The sequence below is a fragment of the Burkholderia anthinoferrum genome (assembly GCF_002925705.1).
GTDB lineage: Bacteria > Pseudomonadota > Gammaproteobacteria > Burkholderiales > Burkholderiaceae > Burkholderia > Burkholderia semiarida.
This window is the reverse complement of sequence record NZ_LFZP01000019.1, coordinates 72,951-91,380: the sequence shown is the minus strand read 5'-3', so window position 1 is coordinate 91,380 and position 18,430 is coordinate 72,951. Positions and strand designations below refer to the sequence as shown.

Annotated in this window: 17 protein-coding genes and 1 tRNA gene; 9 read left to right on the top strand and 9 right to left on the bottom strand. The window is 66.7% G+C overall.

Annotation, left to right across the window (positions count from 1 at the left end; genetic code table 11):
- Window positions 1-104: 104 nt before the first annotated feature.
- Both ilvD and C5F75_RS05510 read left to right on the top strand, forming a co-directional pair.
- The gene (gene ilvD, locus C5F75_RS05515) at window positions 105-1,778 is read left to right on the top strand and encodes a dihydroxy-acid dehydratase (RefSeq protein ID WP_104011954.1); all 1,674 of its coding nucleotides are present in this window, start codon (window positions 105-107) and stop codon (window positions 1,776-1,778) included.
- A gap of 126 nt (window positions 1,779-1,904) precedes the next feature.
- The gene (locus C5F75_RS05510; protein WP_059576751.1) at window positions 1,905-2,231 is read left to right on the top strand and encodes a c-type cytochrome; all 327 of its coding nucleotides are present in this window, start codon (window positions 1,905-1,907) and stop codon (window positions 2,229-2,231) included.
- 142 nt (window positions 2,232-2,373) lie between these two features.
- Here the strand turns inward: C5F75_RS05510 and C5F75_RS05505 are convergent, their stop codons facing one another.
- The 3 genes from C5F75_RS05505 to C5F75_RS05495 are packed head-to-tail and all read right to left on the bottom strand — an operon-like array spanning window position 2,374 to window position 5,129.
- The gene (locus C5F75_RS05505) at window positions 2,374-3,141 is read right to left on the bottom strand and encodes a DUF2486 family protein (RefSeq protein ID WP_104011953.1); all 768 of its coding nucleotides are present in this window, start codon (window positions 3,139-3,141) and stop codon (window positions 2,374-2,376) included.
- 25 nt (window positions 3,142-3,166) lie between these two features.
- Entirely contained in the window at window positions 3,167-3,583 is a 417-nt protein-coding gene (locus tag C5F75_RS05500) for a DNA polymerase III subunit chi (protein ID WP_006484796.1), read from the bottom strand.
- Between the two features lie 34 nt (window positions 3,584-3,617).
- Complete coding sequence (locus C5F75_RS05495; protein WP_060010213.1) at window positions 3,618-5,129, bottom strand: leucyl aminopeptidase; 1,512 nt, start codon at window positions 5,127-5,129, stop codon at window positions 3,618-3,620.
- 122 nt (window positions 5,130-5,251) lie between these two features.
- Between C5F75_RS05495 and lptF the strand changes: the two genes are divergently transcribed.
- Genes lptF through C5F75_RS05480 form a run of 3 tightly spaced genes read left to right on the top strand, consistent with a single transcriptional unit; the run spans window position 5,252 to window position 7,909 of the window.
- Window positions 5,252-6,346: an LPS export ABC transporter permease LptF gene (gene lptF, locus C5F75_RS05490; protein ID WP_059576759.1), complete on the top strand. Its 1,095-nt coding sequence runs from the start codon at window positions 5,252-5,254 to the stop codon at window positions 6,344-6,346.
- Window positions 6,347-6,349: 3 nt separating this feature from the next.
- On the top strand, window positions 6,350-7,498 hold the full coding sequence (lptG, locus tag C5F75_RS05485; RefSeq protein WP_059576762.1) for an LPS export ABC transporter permease LptG: 1,149 nt from the start codon (window positions 6,350-6,352) through the stop codon (window positions 7,496-7,498).
- 27 nt (window positions 7,499-7,525) lie between these two features.
- Complete coding sequence (locus C5F75_RS05480) at window positions 7,526-7,909, top strand: sirohydrochlorin chelatase (protein ID WP_104011952.1); 384 nt, start codon at window positions 7,526-7,528, stop codon at window positions 7,907-7,909.
- A gap of 135 nt (window positions 7,910-8,044) precedes the next feature.
- Here C5F75_RS05480 and cobA read toward each other — a convergent pair whose 3' ends face one another.
- The 6 genes from cobA to C5F75_RS05450 form a co-directional block, all read right to left on the bottom strand.
- The gene (gene cobA, locus C5F75_RS05475) at window positions 8,045-8,794 is read right to left on the bottom strand and encodes a uroporphyrinogen-III C-methyltransferase (RefSeq protein WP_059576768.1); all 750 of its coding nucleotides are present in this window, start codon (window positions 8,792-8,794) and stop codon (window positions 8,045-8,047) included.
- Window positions 8,795-8,894: 100 nt separating this feature from the next.
- Window positions 8,895-10,211: a sulfate adenylyltransferase subunit 1 gene (locus C5F75_RS05470; RefSeq protein WP_059576771.1), complete on the bottom strand. Its 1,317-nt coding sequence runs from the start codon at window positions 10,209-10,211 to the stop codon at window positions 8,895-8,897.
- 22 nt (window positions 10,212-10,233) lie between these two features.
- Window positions 10,234-11,196, bottom strand: a complete 963-nt coding sequence (cysD, locus tag C5F75_RS05465; RefSeq protein WP_104011951.1) for a sulfate adenylyltransferase subunit CysD — start codon at window positions 11,194-11,196, stop codon at window positions 10,234-10,236.
- A 75-nt stretch (window positions 11,197-11,271) separates the two neighbouring features.
- Complete coding sequence (locus tag C5F75_RS05460) at window positions 11,272-12,024, bottom strand: phosphoadenylyl-sulfate reductase (protein WP_059646263.1); 753 nt, start codon at window positions 12,022-12,024, stop codon at window positions 11,272-11,274.
- The gene (locus tag C5F75_RS05455; RefSeq protein WP_060311872.1) at window positions 12,021-12,563 is read right to left on the bottom strand and encodes a DUF934 domain-containing protein; all 543 of its coding nucleotides are present in this window, start codon (window positions 12,561-12,563) and stop codon (window positions 12,021-12,023) included. The genes C5F75_RS05460 and C5F75_RS05455 overlap by 4 nt, the downstream gene beginning before the upstream one ends.
- Window positions 12,564-12,588: 25 nt before the next feature.
- Window positions 12,589-14,268, bottom strand: coding sequence for a nitrite/sulfite reductase (locus C5F75_RS05450; protein WP_089465064.1), 1,680 nt, complete (start codon window positions 14,266-14,268; stop codon window positions 12,589-12,591).
- 214 nt (window positions 14,269-14,482) lie between these two features.
- Between C5F75_RS05450 and C5F75_RS05445 the strand changes: the two genes are divergently transcribed.
- The 4 genes from C5F75_RS05445 to C5F75_RS05430 all read left to right on the top strand — a co-directional run bounded on the left by C5F75_RS05445 (window position 14,483) and on the right by C5F75_RS05430 (window position 18,287).
- Window positions 14,483-15,424 carry a CysB family HTH-type transcriptional regulator gene (locus tag C5F75_RS05445; protein WP_027785173.1) on the top strand — a complete coding sequence of 314 codons (942 nt, stop codon included), beginning with the start codon at window positions 14,483-14,485 and terminating at the stop codon, window positions 15,422-15,424.
- A gap of 123 nt (window positions 15,425-15,547) precedes the next feature.
- On the top strand, window positions 15,548-16,723 hold the full coding sequence (locus tag C5F75_RS05440; protein WP_059646257.1) for an ABC transporter substrate-binding protein: 1,176 nt from the start codon (window positions 15,548-15,550) through the stop codon (window positions 16,721-16,723).
- Between the two features lie 92 nt (window positions 16,724-16,815).
- Window positions 16,816-16,900, top strand: a tRNA-Leu gene (locus tag C5F75_RS05435).
- 172 nt (window positions 16,901-17,072) lie between these two features.
- The gene (locus tag C5F75_RS05430; protein WP_050012082.1) at window positions 17,073-18,287 is read left to right on the top strand and encodes a tyrosine-type recombinase/integrase; all 1,215 of its coding nucleotides are present in this window, start codon (window positions 17,073-17,075) and stop codon (window positions 18,285-18,287) included.
- Window positions 18,288-18,430: the final 143 nt, after the last annotated feature.

The following is an 18,430-nucleotide window of genomic DNA, read 5'->3' as shown; positions in this document are numbered from 1 at the left end:
ATGAATAATATATTGGACATCCCAAACCGGACACTCCATTCTTGACCGATCCGAACCGGCACGCCGTTCGCGCCGGCGTCGCCAAAACTACGATGGAGCTCCCCATGTCGTACAACCGCCGCTCTAAAAACATCACGCAAGGCGTGGCCCGTTCGCCGAACCGCTCGATGTATTACGCCCTCGGCTACCAGAAGGACGATTTCGACAAGCCGATGATCGGCATCGCCAACGGCCATTCGACGATCACGCCGTGCAATTCCGGCCTGCAGCGGCTGTCGGACGCGGCCGTGGAGGCCGTGAAGGCGGCCGGCGCGAATCCGCAGATCTTCGGCACGCCGACGATTTCGGACGGCATGTCGATGGGTACCGAAGGCATGAAGTACTCGCTCGTGTCGCGGGAAGTGATCGCCGATTGCATCGAAACCTGCGTGCAGGGCCAGTGGATGGACGGCGTCGTGGTGGTCGGCGGCTGCGACAAGAACATGCCGGGCGGCATGATCGCGCTCGCGCGCCTGAACGTGCCGGGCATCTACGTGTACGGCGGCACGATCCGCCCGGGCAACTGGAAAGGCCGCGACCTGACGATCGTGTCGGCGTTCGAGGCCGTCGGCGAATTCACCGCGGGCCGGATGTCGCAGGAGGATTTCGAAGGCGTCGAGAAAAACGCGTGCCCGACGTCGGGTTCGTGCGGCGGCATGTACACCGCGAACACGATGAGCTCGTCGTTCGAGGCGCTCGGGATGTCGCTGCTGTATTCGTCGACGATGGCGAACCCCGACCAGGAGAAGGTCGATTCGGCCGCCGAATCGGCGCGCGTGCTGGTCGAGGCGGTGAAGCGCGACCTGAAGCCGCGCGACATCATCACGAAGCAATCGATCGAGAACGCGGTGTCGGTGATCATGGCCACCGGCGGCTCGACCAATGCGGTGCTGCACTATCTCGCGATCGCGCACGCGGCCGAGGTCGACTGGACGATCGACGACTTCGAGCGCATCCGCAAGCGCGTGCCGGTGATCTGCGACCTGAAGCCGTCGGGACAGTACGTCGCGACCGACCTGCACCGGGCCGGCGGGATTCCGCAGGTGCTGAGGATCCTGCTCGACGCGGGGCTGCTGCACGGCGACTGCATGACGATTACCGGCCGCACGATCGCCGACGAACTGAAGGACGTGCCGGCCGTGCCGCGCGCGGATCAGGACGTCATCTTCCCGATCGACCGTGCACTGTACAAGGAAGGCCATCTGGCGATCCTGAAGGGCAATCTCGCGGAAGACGGCGCGGTCGCGAAGATCACCGGCCTGAAGAACCCGGTGATCACGGGCCCGGCGCGCGTGTTCGACGACGAGCAGAGCGCGATGGACGCGATCCTCGGCGACCGGATCCGCGCGGGCGACATCCTCGTGCTGCGCTACCTCGGCCCGCAAGGCGGCCCGGGCATGCCGGAAATGCTCGCGCCGACCTCCGCGATCATCGGCAAGGGGCTCGGCGAATCGGTCGGCTTCATCACGGACGGCCGCTTCTCGGGCGGCACCTGGGGCATGGTGGTCGGCCACGTCGCGCCGGAGGCATTCGTCGGCGGCACGATCGCACTGGTGCAGGAAGGCGATTCGATCACGATCGACGCGCACCGGCTGCTGCTGCAACTGAACGTCGACGATGCGGAACTCGCGCGCCGTCGCGCCGCATGGCAACAGCCGGCGCCGCGCTATACGCGCGGGGTGCTCGCGAAATTCGCGGCGCTCGCCCGGCCGGCGAACCAGGGCGCGGTCACAGGCTGATACGGGGCGCGCATCGCATACGACCCCGATAAACGGGGCGGCCGGGGAACGCGCAAAACGTGCTTCCCCTTTGCTTCTATAATGCGCGGACCATGAAGCCGGCCGTCCCCGCCGGCGGAGAACCGCATGAAACAGACGATATTGCGCGTGCTGCTCGCCACGCTGCTGACCGGCAGCGCGGCGGCGGCCCGTGCCGACCAGGCCGGCGGGCTCGCGCTGGCGCAACGCAAGAACTGCATGGCCTGCCATGCCGTCGGCAAGCCGCTGATGGGGCCGTCGTTCCACGACATCGCCGGCAAGTACGCGGCGCGCGGCGACGCCGTCGATTATCTGGCGCAATCGATCGTGAAAGGCAGCGTCGGTGTATGGGGCAGCGTGCCGATGCCCGCCAATACGCAACTGACGAGCGCCGAAGCGCACACGCTTGCCCAGTGGGTGCTGTCGGTACGCTGACGCGGATACCCGCGCGGCGTGCCCATGCCGTGCAGGGCGTCGCAGGCGGGCCGCCCTGACCGGCGGACCGGCGCCTCACCGCCGGCTTCGCAGGCCCTTACCCAGCCGCTCCCTCTTTTTCACCGTCGCGAACGATGGCCGTTCAGCCGGCATGCCCGGCGCGACGGCGGGCGATTTCTTCGTCGACCGCATCGCGCACCCAGTCCATCACCTCGGTTTCCAGTGCAAGTGCGACTTCGCGCGTGACCTGGCCGACCAGCCAGGCCGAATGTTCATGCAGCGCATCGCGACAACGCGCTTCGATGGCGTCGCGCCCCGCCCCGGTCAGATAGTTCGTCAGGCGATGGCGCAGCCGTTCGGCGATGTGCTGCGCATCCTCGGGCGTGAGCGCGGCCGCGGCGGCTGCGTCCGGCAGCGGTGCGGTGCCCGACGGGCCCGCGTGCGGCACTGCCGTCTCGGGCGCGTGCACGGCCGCCTCGCGCGCAATCGCGGCGAACGTGGGCTGCGGCAACCCCTCATCGACCAGCGACGAGCGCAGCGGCGCCGTCATCGCCGCCGCCTCTTCGGCAACCACGTGCCCGGCGGCGCCCGGTTCGGCCGGCGCATCGGTCTCGCCCGCATCCGCAGGCGTCACCACGTCTCCCCGCAACTCGACAGCCGGGACGTGCGGCGTCGGCACGGGTTCGACGAGGACGGATTCGGGGTCGGCTTCGGTTTTCGGGGGAGCTGGCGCGGCGCCTGCGCCGGGGACGATCACGTCGGTGAGCACCGGAATCGCCGCGCTGTCGTGCGGCAGGGGTGCGGCCGACGCGGACACGGCGGCCGATGCGGACGAGTGAGCCGGCGCCGGCTTGCCCGGCACCAGCACGTCGGTCAGCGTCGGGATCGAGGATGAATCGGCTTCTGTCACGGGAACACTCCGTCGACGGTTGCGGCTAGCCGCCCTGCTTGTAATTGTTCAGCGCGTAGCCGCGGTCGCGGTAGAACCGGTAGCGGTCGCGGCCCGCGGCCAGCTCGTCCGGCGCGTTGCCGACCACTTCGAGCAGGCGCTCGAAGCGGGCGAACTGCGCGGGCACGGTCGCGCCGAGGTTCAGCAGCACGTGGTGATGCGGCGCGCGATCGAGATCGGCGGCCAGCACGATCGGCGTGCCGGCTGCGTGCTCGCTGTCGACGCCGCAATGCGGGATGAAATCGAGCGGCGAGAACGTCCAGAGCCGCTCGTCGAGCGCGCGCAGGCGCGCGGGCTCGGCGAGCACGACGACCGGCTGCCCGGCCTGATAGGCCTTGCGCAGCAGCCGGCACGCATACGCGAGCGAATCGCCGACGTTCGAGTGGAAATCGATCCGCGTCATTGCCCGCTCACCCGCTGCGTCGTCGGTACCGCCATCACTGGCCGGCGCGATCGATCAGGAACTGCGCGAGCAGCGGCACCGGACGGCCCGTCGCGCCCTTCGCGGCACCGCCCTTCCATGCGGTGCCCGCGATGTCGAGGTGGGCCCACGGATAGCTCTCCGTGAAGCGCGACAGGAAGCACGCCGCGGTCACCGCGCCGGCCGGACGCCCGCCGATGTTCGCGAGATCCGCGAAATTCGACTTCAGCTGCTCCTGGTACTCGTCGTCGAGCGGCATGCGCCATGCCGGGTCGTTCGCCTCGCGCGACGCGTCGAGCAGTTCGCCCGCGAGCGCGTCGTTCGTCGAGAACAGCCCGCTGTTGTGGGCGCCGAGCGCGATCACGCACGCGCCCGTCAGCGTCGCGACGTCGATCACGGCGGCCGGCTTGAAGCGCTCGGCATACGTGAGCGCGTCGCACAGGATCAGGCGGCCTTCGGCGTCGGTGTTCAGCACCTCGATCGTCAGCCCCTTCATGCTGGTGACGATGTCGCCCGGCTTCGTCGCGTTGCCGCCCGGCATGTTCTCGCAGGTCGGCACGATCGCGACGACGTTGATCTTCAGGCCCATCTCGGCGACCGCGCGGATCGTGCCGAGCACCGAGCCCGCGCCGCACATGTCGTACTTCATCTCGTCCATGCCCTCGCCCGGCTTCAGCGAGATGCCGCCCGTGTCGAACGTGATGCCCTTGCCGACCAGCACGACCGGCGCGGCCTTCGCGGCGGCGCCCTGATAGTGCAGCACGATGAATTGCGGCGGCTCGACCGACGCGCGCGCGACCGACAGGAACGACCCCATCTTCAGCGCCTGGATCTGCTTGAGCCCGAGGACTTCGGCCTTCAGGCCCCAATCCTTCGCGATCTTCTTCGCGGTGTTGCCGAGATAGGTCGGCGTGCAGACGTTGCCCGGCAGGTTGCCGAGATCGCGGGTGAGATCCATCCCGTTCGCGAGCGCGACGGCCTGCTTGATCGCGACCTTCGCGGCCTTCTCGTCCGCCGGGTCGACGCTGAACACGACGCGCTTGAGCGTGTGCGACGCCGGTTCCGGCTTGCTCTTCATCTGCGTGAAGCGGTAGGTCTCGTTGCGCAGCGCGAGGATCGCGGCGCGCACGCCCCAGTCGGAGCTGCGCTCGTCGACCGGTAGTTGCGCGAGCGAGAACGTGACCTGGACGACCTTGGTCGCCAGCAGCGCGCGCCACGCGGCGGTGACCGCGTCGTTGTAGGCTTTCTGATTGAAAGCATCCTGCTTGCCGAGCCCGACGAGCAGCACGCGCGACGCGCCGATGCCCGATACTTCGTGCAGGAACAGCGTCTTGCCGCGCTTGCCGTCCATGTCGCCGGCCTTCACCACGCGCGAGATCAGCCCCTTGGTGGCCGTGTCGATGTCGAGCGCCGCGCCCGACAGGGTCTGCGCCTCGAAGATGCCGAGCACGATGCAGTCGGACTTCCCGGTCAGGAACCCCTTGGCCTCGCCTTTGCTCCAATCACAGCCTTTTATGCTAAAGTCCATCGCGCTTGTCCTCGGATAAAATCTGGGCTAAGGATGAAAGCCGCAATTATCCGCTATTTTTCCCGTGGCGGCGCGAGCGCTCCACCACGCGTGCGCAGCCTCCCGCCCTCTTCTCATCAAGAATGATCTTCGAACGCTCCCTCCAGCGCGAGCTTGCGTATACGGCTGGCGCCGTGTTCATGGTGCTGCTCACGATCATGCTCACGACGATGATGATTCGCATCGTCGGCTACGCCGCGTCCGGCGAAATCGATCCGCGCGACGTGCTCGTGCTGATCGGCCTGACCGTGATCGGCTACCTCGCCGTGATGCTCGTCGTCACGCTGTTCGTGTCCATCCTGTTCGTGCTGACCCGGTGGTACCGGGACTCCGAAATGGTGGTGTGGCTCGCGTCGGGCGTGAGCCTTACGCGCCTCATCAAGCCGATCGGCGTGTTCGCCACGCCGATCATCCTGCTGATCACCTTCTTCGCGTTCGTCGGCTGGCCGTGGTCGAACCAGCAGAGCAAGATGATCAAGGCGCGCTTCCAGCAGCGCGACGAGATCTCGCTGCTCGCGCCCGGCCAGTTCCGCGAATCGGCCGCGAATCATCGCGTGTTCTTCATCGAGAAGATGTCGCCCGACCAGAGCAAGGTGCAGAACGTATTCGTCACGTCGACGGAAAACGGCAAGCTCAACGTGGTCGTGTCGCAGACGGGCCACACGGAAACCTCGAAGGACGGCGATCGTTTCGTCGTCCTCGAGGACGGCCGCCGCTACGACGGCACGCCCGGTCAGCCGAACTTCAAGATCATGGAGTTCGAACGCTACGGCGTGAAGATCACGAGCAAGCCGGTCGTCAACGTGCAGACCACCAACAGCACGCCCACCCCCGACCTGCTGCGCAACCCGACGCGCGACAACCTCGCGGAATTCGCGTGGCGCGCGGGGCTGCCGCTGATCGCGATCAACCTGATGGTGCTCGGCATCCCGCTCTCGTACCAGAACCCGCGTCGCAGCCGCACGATCAATCTCGTGATGGCCGTGCTGATCTACCTCACGTACTCGAACCTGCTGAACGTCGTGCAGGCGCAGATCGAGCAGGGCAAGATGTCGTTCGGCGTCGGCCTCGTCGGGCTGCACGTGCTCGTCGCGGCGATCGTCGCGTTCATTTTCTGGTTGCGCGTGCGCAATCGCCCGCTGTTGACACGCGCGCTGTTCGGCCGCTCGGGAGCATGATCGATGCGGCTCTATGAAAAGTACTTCGCGCGGCAGATCTACGTCACGTTCATCTTCATCCTGTTCGCGTTCTCCGGCCTGTTCTTCTTCTTCGACCTGATCAGCGAACTGAACTCGGTCGGGCACGGCAACTACAAGTTCGGCTACGCGGTGCTGCGCGTCGCGCTGCAGACGCCGTCGCGCTTCTACGAGATCATCCCGGTCGCCGCGCTGATCAGCGCGATCTACGTGTTCGCGCAGATGGCCGCGAACTCGGAATTCACGATCTTCCGCGTGTCGGGCCTCGCGACCAACCAGGCGCTGCGCTCGCTGCTGAAGATCGGCGTGCCGCTCGTGATCGTCACCTACCTGATCGGCGAATTCGTGGGGCCGTACGCGGATCAATTGTCCGAGCGCGTGCGGCTGCAGGCGCTCGGCGCGTCGGTGTCGTCGAACTTCCAGTCGGGCGTGTGGGTAAAGGACACGCTCGCGGCCCGCGAGAACGGCGAGCAGGTCACGCGCTTCGTCAACGTCGGCAGCCTGTCGCCCGACTCGACGATCAGCAACGTGCGCATCTACGAATTCGATTCGAAATTCCAGCTGCAGAACGTGCGGATCGCGCAGACCGGCCGCTACGAGCCGCCTGGCCACTGGCTGCTGACGGGCGTGACCGAAACCGAGCTGACGCCGATCAAGCCGGTCAGCGGCCAGCCGGCCGATGCGCTGAACCCCGTGTACCGGTCGCAGCAGGTGTCGCTGCCCGAATACCGGCTGCGGTCCGACCTGACGCCGCAGATCCTGTCGGTGCTGCTCGTGTCGCCGGAGCGCATGTCGATCATCAACCTGTTCCGCTACATCCAGCACTTGCGCGAGAACCAGCAGGACACGCAGCGCTACGACATCGCGCTGTGGCGCAAGCTGCTGTATCCGTTCGCGGTGTTCGTGATGCTCGTGCTGTCGCTGCCGTTCGCGTACCTGCACACGCGGGCCGGCGTGGTCGGCGTGAAGGTGTTCGGCGGCATCATGCTCGGCATGAGCTTCCAGCTGCTCAACACGCTGTTCTCGCACATCGGCACGCTGAACACGTGGCCCGCGCCGCTCACTGCCGCGACGCCGGGCCTCATCTATCTCGCGCTCGGCCTGTTCGCGCTCAAGTGGGTCGACCGGCACTGAGCGCCGCGTCGCGACGGAGGCTTCGACATGCATTCGCACGGTATCGTCCTGTTCGGCCACGGCGCCCGCGATCCGCGCTGGGCCGAGCCGTTCGAGCGGCTCGCCGCGCGGCTGCGCGGCGCTGGCTCCCCCGCCACGCAGGTGTCGCTCGCGTTCCTCGAACTGATGACGCCGTCGCTCGGTGAGGCCGTGGCCGCGCAAACCGCGGCCGGCTGCACGCGCATCACCGTGGTGCCGGTCTTTTTCGGCCAGGGCGGCCATGTGCGCCGCGATCTGCCGCAACTCGTCGACGCATGCCGCGCCGCGCATCCGGGCGTCGACATCCGCTGCGCGACAGCCGTCGGCGAAGACGACGGCGTGCTCGACGCGGTCGCGCGCTACTGCATCGAGCAGATCGATCGCGACGCGTGAGCGAAGCGGCGAGCCGTAGCGGCGAGCCGTAGCGGCGAGCCCAAACAAAAAAGCGCTGGCTTCGGTAGCCAGCGCTTTTTTTTCACCTATCGGACCCATCGCCGCATCGCCTGTCACGCGGACCGCTCCGCCGACTCAAGCGGCATTGCGCAACGCGTCGCCCTCTTTCGCGATCCGTACGCGTTCGGCGAACGCATCGCCGATCATCAGCAGGCTCGGTTCGGCCGGGTCGAGCCACGCCTGCGCGTCGCCCGCGGCCATCTGCGCGAGCGTCAGCGTCAGCGTGCGCTCGCGCGCGGTGCTGCACGCCTCGACGATCGCGACCGGCGTCGCGGGTGCACGGCCCGCGTCGATCAGCTGCTGTGCGATGCCGGGCGCGCTGTCGCGGCCCATGTAGTAGACGATCGAATCGGCGCGCGCGGCCTCGCGGATCTCGTCGCTGCCCGGTGCGCGGCTGTGCGTCGCGAACGCGACGCTGCGCGACACGCCGCGCAGCGTCAGAGACCGCTTCAGCGTCGCCGCGCCGGCCAGCGCCGCGGTGATGCCCGGCACGACCTCGTAGTCGATGCCTGCCGCCTCGAGCGCGCGCATTTCCTCTTCCGCGCGGCCGAACAGCATCGGGTCGCCGCCCTTCAGCCGCACGACACATGCGTGCTCGCGCGCCGCATCGACGATCTGCTTGTTGATGAAATGCTGCGCGGTCGAGCGCTGCCCGCAACGCTTGCCGACGGCGATCTTGCGCGCGTTCGGCGCGTAGTCGAGCATCGCCGGCTCGACGAGCGCGTCGTGCAGCACCACGTCGGCCTGCTCGAGCAGCCGCATGCCGCGCACCGTGATGAGGTCCGCGGCGCCCGGCCCTGCTCCGATCAGATACACCTTGCCCATGTTTGTCGCTTCGCTAGTCGTGCTCATGCTCATGCGGATGCCGGCCGGCGCGCGCCGCCGCGTGGGCGGCGCTGAACGCCGGTCATGCCGCTCATGCGCGTTATGCCGAGAACGCCCGGATCATGCCCGCGGCGACCGTGTGATGCGTCGCCTCGTCGATCAGCACGAACGCGCCCGTACCGGGATGCGCATCGTACGTGTCGCAAACGATCGGCTTCTGCAGCGTCAGCGCCACGCGGCCGATGTCGTTCATCTTCAGTTCCTGACGGTCGGTCGCGTGCGACAGCGTATGCACGTCGAGCACCTGCTTGACCGCGCCGATCTTCGCGAACACCGTGCTGGTGGTCTGCTTCAGCAGGTACTTGCGCTGCGGCGACAGCGGCGCCTCGTCGAACCAGCACAGGTCGGCCTCGAGCTTCTTCGCCGGCTCGACCGGCTCGGCGGTCGTGACGAACATGTCGCCGCGCGACACGTCGACGTCTTCCTCGACGCGAATCGTCACCGTCTGCCCCGCGAATGCATGCGGCACGGCCGCGGTGCCGCCCGGCACCGGTGCGATGATCTCGGCGACCGTCGCGGTGCGGTTCGACGGCAGCACGACGATCGTATCGCCGACCTTCACTTCGCCCGACTCGATCCGGCCCATGTAGCCGCGGAAATCGTCGGCCGAGCTGCCGTCCTGGCGCGCGACCCACTGCACCGGGAAGCGCAGCGCGTCATGCGCCTGCGTCTCGACCGGCAGAGACTCGAGCACGTCGAGGAGCGGCTCGCCCGCGTACCACGGCATGCGCTCGCTCGCGCCGACGATGTTGTCGCCCTTGAGCGCCGACACCGGCACGAAGCGCACGTCGGTCAGGCCGAGCTGCTTCGCGAGCGCGACGTACGCATCGCGGATCTCGTTGAAGCGCGCCTCGCTGTAGTCGACGAGGTCCATCTTGTTGATCGCGACGATCACGTGCTGCAGCCCGAGCAGCTTGACGATCGCGCTGTGGCGCTTGGTCTGCGGCAGCAGATCGGCGACGCCGTTCTCGATCGTCACGCGCGTCGCGTCGATCAGGATGATCGCCGCGTGCGCGGTCGACGCGCCCGTGACCATGTTGCGTGTGTACTGCTCGTGCCCCGGCGTGTCGGCGATGATGAACTTGCGCTTCGCGGTCGCGAAGTAGCGGTACGCGACGTCGATCGTGATGCCCTGCTCGCGCTCGGCTTCGAGTCCGTCGGTCAGCAGCGCGAGGTCGAGTTCGTCGCCGACCGTGCGCTTGTTCTTCGCGCGCGACAGCGCGGACAGCTGGTCGGACAGCACGGCCTTGCTGTCGTACAGCAGGCGGCCGATCAGCGTGCTCTTGCCGTCGTCGACGCTGCCCGCGGTGATGAAACGCAGCACGCCGAGGTCTTCGGTGTTCTCGATGATGCTCATGATGTGAATGTCCTCGTGTGCTTCAGAAATAACCTTGCTTCTTGCGCTGTTCCATCGCGGCTTCGGACGCCTGGTCGTCCATCCGGGTCGCGCCGCGCTCGGTGATCTCGGTCACCGCCGTCTCGGCGATGATCTTCTCGACGTCGTCCGCGTCGCTCTCGACCGGGCACGTGCAGCTGATGTCGCCGACCGTGCGGAAGCGCACCTGCGCGAGCTCGCTCGTCTCGCCGTCACGCATCGGCGTGAGCGGCGTGACCGGCACGAGCAGCCCGTTGCGGCGCACGATCTCGCGCTGGTGCGCGTAGTAGATCGACGGCAGTTCGAGGTTCTCGCGCGCGATGTACTGCCACACGTCGAGCTCGGTCCAGTTCGAGATCGGGAACACGCGCAGGTGCTCGCCCTTGTGCAGGCGCGCGTTGTACAGGCTCCACAGTTCCGGGCGCTGGGCTTTCGGATCCCACTGGCCGAATTCGTCGCGGAACGAGAAGATGCGCTCCTTCGCACGCGCCTTCTCTTCGTCGCGGCGCGCGCCGCCGATCAGCGCCGTGTAACCGTGCTGCTCGATCGTCTCGAGCAGCGTGACGGCCTGCGCGGCATTGCGCGAATCGGTCTCGCGGCGCAGCACGACCGTGCCGCGCTTGATCGAATCCTCGACGTGGCCGACCACGAGCTCGGCGCCGAGCTCCTGCGCACGGCGGTCGCGGAAGTCGATCACTTCCTCGTAGTTGTGGCCCGTGTCGATATGCACGAGCGGGAACGGCAGCGTCGTCTTGCGGTTCGCGCCGAGGCCGAACGCCTTCAGCGCCAGATGCAGCACGACGACCGAATCCTTGCCGCCCGAGAACAACAGCGCCGGCTTGCTGCATTCGGCCACGAGTTCGCGCAGGATGTGGATCGACTCGACTTCGAGCCAGTCGAGGTGGCCCATGCGGCTGTCGGCGCCGGCGGGCGGGGCAAAGGCGGATTGCTCGAGCGTCGTGCTCATGATTTCAGTCCTTCTCTTCTGGGTTCGTGCCGCCCGCTGTCGCGGGCGGCGCAATATTCGGTTTCTTGTCGGCTTTCAGTGCGCGGCGCCGGCGTCGGCATTCGCGGGAATCGGCGTGATCGTCGTGACGTGCAGCCCGCATTCCTTCGTGTCGCGCGACTCCCACCACCAGCGGCCCGCGCGGCTGTCCTCGCCGGGGCGGATCGCGCGCGTGCACGGCTCGCACCCGATGCTCGGATAGCCGCGCGCATGCAGCGGGTTGACCGGCACGTCGAACGCGTCAAGGTACGCCCACACGTCGGCTTCCGTCCAGTCGGCGAGCGGGTTGTACTTCGCGATCCCGCGCGCTTCGTCCTGTTCTTCCTCGTGCAGCTCCGCGCGCGTGACCGACTGCTCGCGACGCTGGCCCGTCACCCACGCGCCGACGTCGGCCAGCGCGCGGTTCAGCGGCTCGACCTTGCGGATATGGCAGCACGACTTGCGCAGCTCGACGCTCTCGTAGAACGCGTTCAGGCCGTGCTCGGCCACATACTGGTCGACCGCGTCCTGCCGCGGGTGGAACTGCTCGATCTCGTAGCCGTAGCGCTCGCGCACGCGGTCGATCATGCCGAGCGTTTCCGCGTGCAGGCGGCCCGTGTTCAGCGAGAAGATGCCGATCGGCACGCCCTTCGACAGGATCGCGTGCGTGAGCAGCATGTCTTCCGCGGCGAGGCTGCTCGCGAACTTCACCTTGTCGTGACGCTCGCCGATGCGCGCGAGCAGCGCGTCGAGGCGCTCGACCTTCGCGGCGAGTTCCGGCGTCAGCGCGGTGGCGGTCGCGGTGCTCATGCGCTCACCTTGGTGTCGGCCGCAGCCGCGCGGCGGCGGAACAGCGGCGCCGGCTCGTCGAACGCGCCCTGGTAACGCTGCGTGAATTCCGTGAATGCGTTCAGCGCGTCGTGGATGTCCTTGTCGGCCCGCACCGCGAATGCGTCGAAGCCGCAACGCGACATGTACAGCAACTGGTCGCGCAGCACGTCGCCGATCGCGCGCAGCTCGCCGGTCCAGCCATGCCGCTCGCGCAGCAGGCGCGCGATGCTGTAGCCGCGGCCGTCCGCGAAGCGCGGGAAGTCGACGGCGATCAGCGAGATCGCGCCGAAGTCGGCCACGAGATCGGCCGGTTCGCTATCCGGCGCGAGCCACACGCCGAGTTCGTCCTTCGTCCTCGCGGCGACGAGCGCCGCGCGCTCGGCCTGCCACAACGCGAACGGCACCAGCACCTTGCCGGCCGGCAATGCGTCGACCGCGGGCAGCGTACCGTCTTCCGCCGCGCGCACGACCTGCCATGCGTCGTCGATCACTGCGCGGTTCTTGATAATCGAAGCCATCTGCAAATTCCTTCTACCCGGTTGGTTACGCGTTCACTGCCTGGCGCGCCGCATACACGCGCTCCTTGAACGGCGCGATGCCGATGCGATCGTACGTATCGACGAAGCGCTCGCCGTCGATGCGTGCCTCGACGAACGTATCGATCAGCTTCGCGATCACGTCGGGCACTTCTTCCGCCGAGAACGACGGCCCGATCACGCGGCCGAGGCGCGCGCCGTTGCGGCCCGTGCCCTGCTCGCCGCCGAGCGACACCTGGTACCACTCGGCGCCGTCCTTGTCGACGCCGAGAATACCGATGTTGCCGACGTGGTGGTGACCGCACGAGTTCATGCAACCGGAAATGTTCAGCGACAGGTCGCCGAGGTCGTACACGTAGTCGAGATCGTCGAAACGCTGCTGGATCGCCAGCGCGATCGGGATCGACTTCGCGTTCGCGAGCGAGCAGAAGTCGCCGCCCGGGCACGCGATGATGTCGGTCAGCAGGCCGATGTTCGGCGTCGCGAAACCGGCCGCCTTCGCCTTTTCCCACAGCGCGAACAGGTCGCGCTTCTTCACGTTCGCGAGAATCAGGTTCTGCTCGTGCGACACGCGCAGCTCGCCGAACGAGTACGCGTCGGCCCAGTCGGCGACCAGATCCATCTGCGCGTCGGTCGCGTCGCCCGGTGCCACGCGGTGATCCTTCAGCGACAGCGTGACGGCCGCATAGCCCGGCACCTTGTGCGGCGCGACGTTACGCTCGACCCAGCGCGCGAACGCCTTGTTCTCGAGCAGGTGCTGTTCGAACGACGCGTCGGTGTCGGCCAGCTTCTCGTAGACGGGCGGCTGGAAGTACCGCGACACGCGGTCGAGTTCGGCCTGCGTGAGCGTCGACGGGCCGTCCTTCAGGTGCTGCCACTCTTCCTCGACCTGCTGCGCGAACTTCGCCGGCGACAGCGCCTTCACGAGGATCTTGATCCGCGCCTTGTACAGGTTGTCGCGGCGGCCATAGCGGTTGTACACGCGCAGCACGGCTTCGCAGTAGGTGAGCAGGTGCTGCCACGGCAGGTCTTCCTTGATCACCGCGCCGACGATCGGCGTACGACCGAGGCCGCCGCCCGCGAGAATGCTCGCGACCACCTCGCCCTGCGCGTTCTTCTTCAGGTACACGCCGAGGTCGTGGATCTGCACGGCCGCGCGGTCATGCTTCGAACCCGACACCGCGATCTTGAACTTGCGCGGCAGCCACGCGAATTCGGGATGGAACGTCGACCACTGGCGCAGGATCTCGGCCCACGGGCGCGGATCGATCTCTTCGTCCTGCGCGACGCCGGCGAACTGGTCGGCCGTGATGTTGCGGATGCAGTTGCCCGACGTCTGGATGCCATGCATCTGCACCGACGCGAGCTTCGCGAGGATCTCGGGCGTGTCCTCGAGCTGGATCCAGTTGAACTGGATGTTCGAGCGCGTCGAGAAGTGGCCGTAGCCGCGGTCGTGCTCGCGGGCGATGCGCGCGAGCATCCGCAGCTGGTCGCTGCGCAGGTTGCCGTACGGAATCGCGATGCGGTGCATGTACGCGTGGCGCTGCATGTACAGGCCGTTCTGCAGACGCAGCGGACGGAACTCGTCTTCGCTCAACTCGCCCGACAGCCGGCGGCGCACCTGATCGCGGTACTGCGCGACGCGTTCGTCGACGATCGTCTGGTCGTATTGGTCGTACTGATACATTCGGGGACCCCAGGGTTTTCGTGGTGACCGCGCGACGTCCTAGCCACGTCGCGCCCGAATCTCCGTTCCGTCGTCACCGCCGCCAACCGCTGCCGGCTGGATTGCTAATGACGAAAACAGATATCCATATTTGAAAAACTCCGGTGAATCGTAATAAACTCGCCTTATATTTCAAACGACTAAAAAATTCTGTTGATATGCGGAAGGGTTATAAATGAACCTGCACCAATTTCGCTTCGTGCGCGAGGCCGTCCGGCAGAATTTCAACCTCACCGAGGCCGCCAAGGCGCTCTACACGTCGCAGCCGGGGGTATCGAAGGCGATCATCGAGCTCGAGGACGAGCTGGGCGTCGAGATCTTCACGCGGCACGGCAAGCGCGTGCGCTCGCTCACCGAGCCGGGGCGGATCATCCTTGCATCGGTCGAGCGGATCCTGCAGGAAGTGGAAAGCCTGAAAAGGGTCGGGAAGGATTATGCGGCGCAGGATCAGGGCAATCTGACCATCGCGGCGACCCACACGCAGGCCCGCTACTCGCTGCCGGCCGCGATCGCCGAATTCAAGAAGCGGTTCCCGAAGGTCCACCTGTCGATCCTGCAGGGCAGCCCGACGCAGGTGGCCGAGATGGTGATTCACGACCAGGCCGATCTCGCGATCGCGACCGAGGCGATCTCCGACTACAAGGAGCTCGTGTCGCTACCCTGCTTCCAGTGGCATCACGCGGCCGTCGTGCCGGCCGACCACCCGCTGCTCGAACGCAAGCCGGTCACGCTGGACGATCTCGCGCAATACCCGCTGATCACGTACGACGACGCATTCGCCGGGCGCAAGAAGATCAATCATGCGTTCGCGCTGCGCGGGCTGTCGCCGGACATCGTGCTCGAGGCGATCGACGCCGACGTGATCAAGACCTATGTCGAGCTCGGACTCGGCGTCGGCATCATGGCCGACATCGCGTTCAATCCCGAGCGCGACCGCGGCCTGCGGCTGATTCCGGTCGGCCACCTGTTCGGCAGCAACGTGACGCGCGTCGCGCTCAAGCAGGGCGCCTACCTGCGCAGCTATGTGTATACGCTGGTCGAGCTGCTGTCGCCGACGCTGAACCGCAAGCTGATCGAACAGGCGCTCAAGGGCGAATCCGAATCGTACGAGCTGTAAGCGCGCCCAGGCCCCGAGGGGCTCGGCAGAACCCGGGGCGGCCCGGCGTTTTCTCGAGCCCGCGTGTATAAACACAGGGGGCGCATATCGCGCCCCTTTTTGCTGCCCGACGGAGATTCCCGCATGACGCTTCCCGCCCTGCCACGGCTTCCCGCTTCGTTGCGCCGCGCCGCCGGCGCCGCCCTCGTGCTGGCCTGCGCGGCCGCGCATGCCGACCTGAAGGTCGGCGTCGACCTGTCGTCCACCGGCCCGGCCGCCGCGATCGGCATCACGAGCAAGAACGCGATCCTGATGTGGCCGAAGACGATCGCCGGGCAGCCCGTGCAGGTCACGGTGCTCGACGACGCGTCCGACCCGGGCAACGCGGTACGCAACATCCGCAAGCTGGTCGACGAGGATCACGTCGACGTCGTGGTCGGGCCGAACATCACGCCGGCCGCGCTCGCGGCGCTCGACGCGGTGGCCGCCGCGCAGACGCCGATGATCACGCTGGTCGGCTCCGGCGCGATCGTCGAGCCGCAGGAAGGCGCGCGGACCTGGGCGTTCAAGATGGCGCAGGGCGACCGTGCGATGGCCGACGTGATGACGCGCTACATGGCCAACCACGGCGTGAAGACGGTCGGCTTCATCGGCTTCGCGGACAGCTACGGCGACAGCTGGCTCAACGAATTCACGCGCTTCGCGGAGCTGCGCAAGATTCGCGTGGTCGCGACCGAGCGCTTCAACCGCACCGACGCGAGCGTCACGGGCCAGGCGCTGAAGCTCATCGCGGCGAAGCCCGATGCGATCCTGATCGCGGGCTCGGGCACGCCGGCCGTGCTGCCGCAGCGCACGCTGATCGAGCGCGGCTACAAGGGCCCCGTCTACCAGACCCACGGGATCGCGACGCCGGAATTCATCAAGCTGGGCGGCAAGGACGTCGACGGGACGCTGTTCCCGACCCAGCCGGTCGTCGTCGCGCGCACGCTGCCGGCCGACCATCCGGCCCGCCAGGCCGCACTCGCGTTCGTCGACGCGTACGAGGCGAAGTACGGCGCCGGCACGGTCACGCAGTTCGCGGGCGACGCGGCGGGCGTGTACCCGCGTCTGGCCGATGCGGTCGGCCGTGCGTTGAAAGCCGCGCAGCCCGGCACGCCCGCGTTCCGCACGGCGCTGCGCCGCGAGCTCGAACGCGCGCACGAACTGGTCGTGCCGAACGGCGTCGTCAATACGAGCGACAAGGATCACGTCGGGCTCGATCAGCGCGCGAGCGTGATGGGCGTCGTGAAGCAGGGTCGCTTCGTCTACCTGAGCCAGTGACTTGCGTGCGGATGCCGGGCAGCTTGCCCGGCATCCGGTTTTCCGCCATAATTCGCGTTTCGCCGCGTACGACCATGCGCGGCCAGGATCAAGCCCAGGTGGTGAAATTGGTAGACGCAGGGGACTCAAAATCCCCCGCCGCAAGGCGTGCCGGTTCGATTCCGGCCCTGGGCACCATGACATAGTTCCGAGAAATTCCCGGAAGTCCCAAAACCCGCGACAGCACAAGGCTTCGCGGGTTTTTTCATTCCGGCAAAGTGCCGTGTGGTGCGTAGACAGCCGGGGGCAAGCGGGGGCAACATTGGGGGCAACCCATCCGAAATTGCCTCACCTGTAAGGAGTTGCCCCCGTGCCATTAACCGATACAGCCATCCGGAACGCCAAGCCTGCCGACAAGCCCGTGCGCCTGTTCGACGGAGGCGGCCTCTATCTGGAAGTCGCCCCGAGCGGGGGCAAGTGGTGGCGCCTCAAATACCGATTTGGGGGCAAGGAAAAGCGCTACTCGCTCGGCGTCTACCCGGAAGTTACATTGGCGACCGCACGGAAGAAGCGCGACGAAGCCCGTGAAAAGCTCGCTGCCGGCATCGATCCGGGTGAAGCGAAGAAGGCGGAAAAAAGGGCCAGCCTGCTCGCGGCGGCCCATTCGTTTGAGGTTGTCGCCCGTGGCTGGATGGCCGAGCGCAAGACGACCGTGGAGCCAGCGCAGCATGCCAAGACGCTCGCCCGCATGGAGAACGATGTATTCCCATGGCTCGGCAAGCGCCCTATCGCTGAAATCGACGCCCCGGAGATACTGGCCGTGCTGAAGCGCGTAGACGGGCGTGGAGCCAGATTTACCGCCCATCGCATCCGCAGCGAGATTAGCCGGGTATTCCGCTACGGCATCAAAGAGGGGCACTGCAAGGCCGATCCGGCCCGCGATCTGGTAGATGCAATCCCGCCCGCGCAGACAACACACTTTGCCTCAATCACTGAGCCGGAGAAAGTGGGCGAGATGCTTCGCGCGTTCGACGGCTTCACAGGCACGTTCCCGGTTCTCTGCGCGCTCAAGCTAGCCCCCATGCTGTTCGTTAGGCCGGGTGAGTTGCGAAAGGCAGAATGGGCGCAATTCGACCTCGACAAAGGCGAATGGCGCTATTTCGTCAACAAAACGAAAACGGATCACCTTGTTCCCCTGGCCGCGCAGGCTGTCACGATTTTGCGCGAGCTTCACGCCCTGACCGGCGAAGGCGTCTACGTATTCCCCGGTGCTCGCGACCGAAATCGGCCGATGAGCGAGGCCGCTATCAATGCAGCCCTTCGTCGGCTCGGCTACGACACTCGCACCGAGATTACCGGTCACGGCTTCCGGGCAATGGCACGGACGATCCTGCATGAAGAGTTGGAGGAAAAGCCGGAAGTGATCGAGCACCAACTAGCGCATACGGTCCCTGACAGCCTTGGGCGGGCGTACAACCGAACAAAGTTCATCAAGGCACGACGCTCGATGATGCAACAGTGGGCGGACTACCTCGACAAGCTCAAAGCCGGGGCGGAAATCATTCCGATCGCGGCGGCAAGATAGACCCGTGCCGCCACGCGTATGACCCCCTTGCTGCGCACCTCCCACCGATTTCTCAGAGTTGGCATCGCACTGCCGGCTCCCTGCATGTCGGTATGAATATGACCCCCCTTAGGCGCGCCGGGAGTAGGAAAAACACGCGGGTG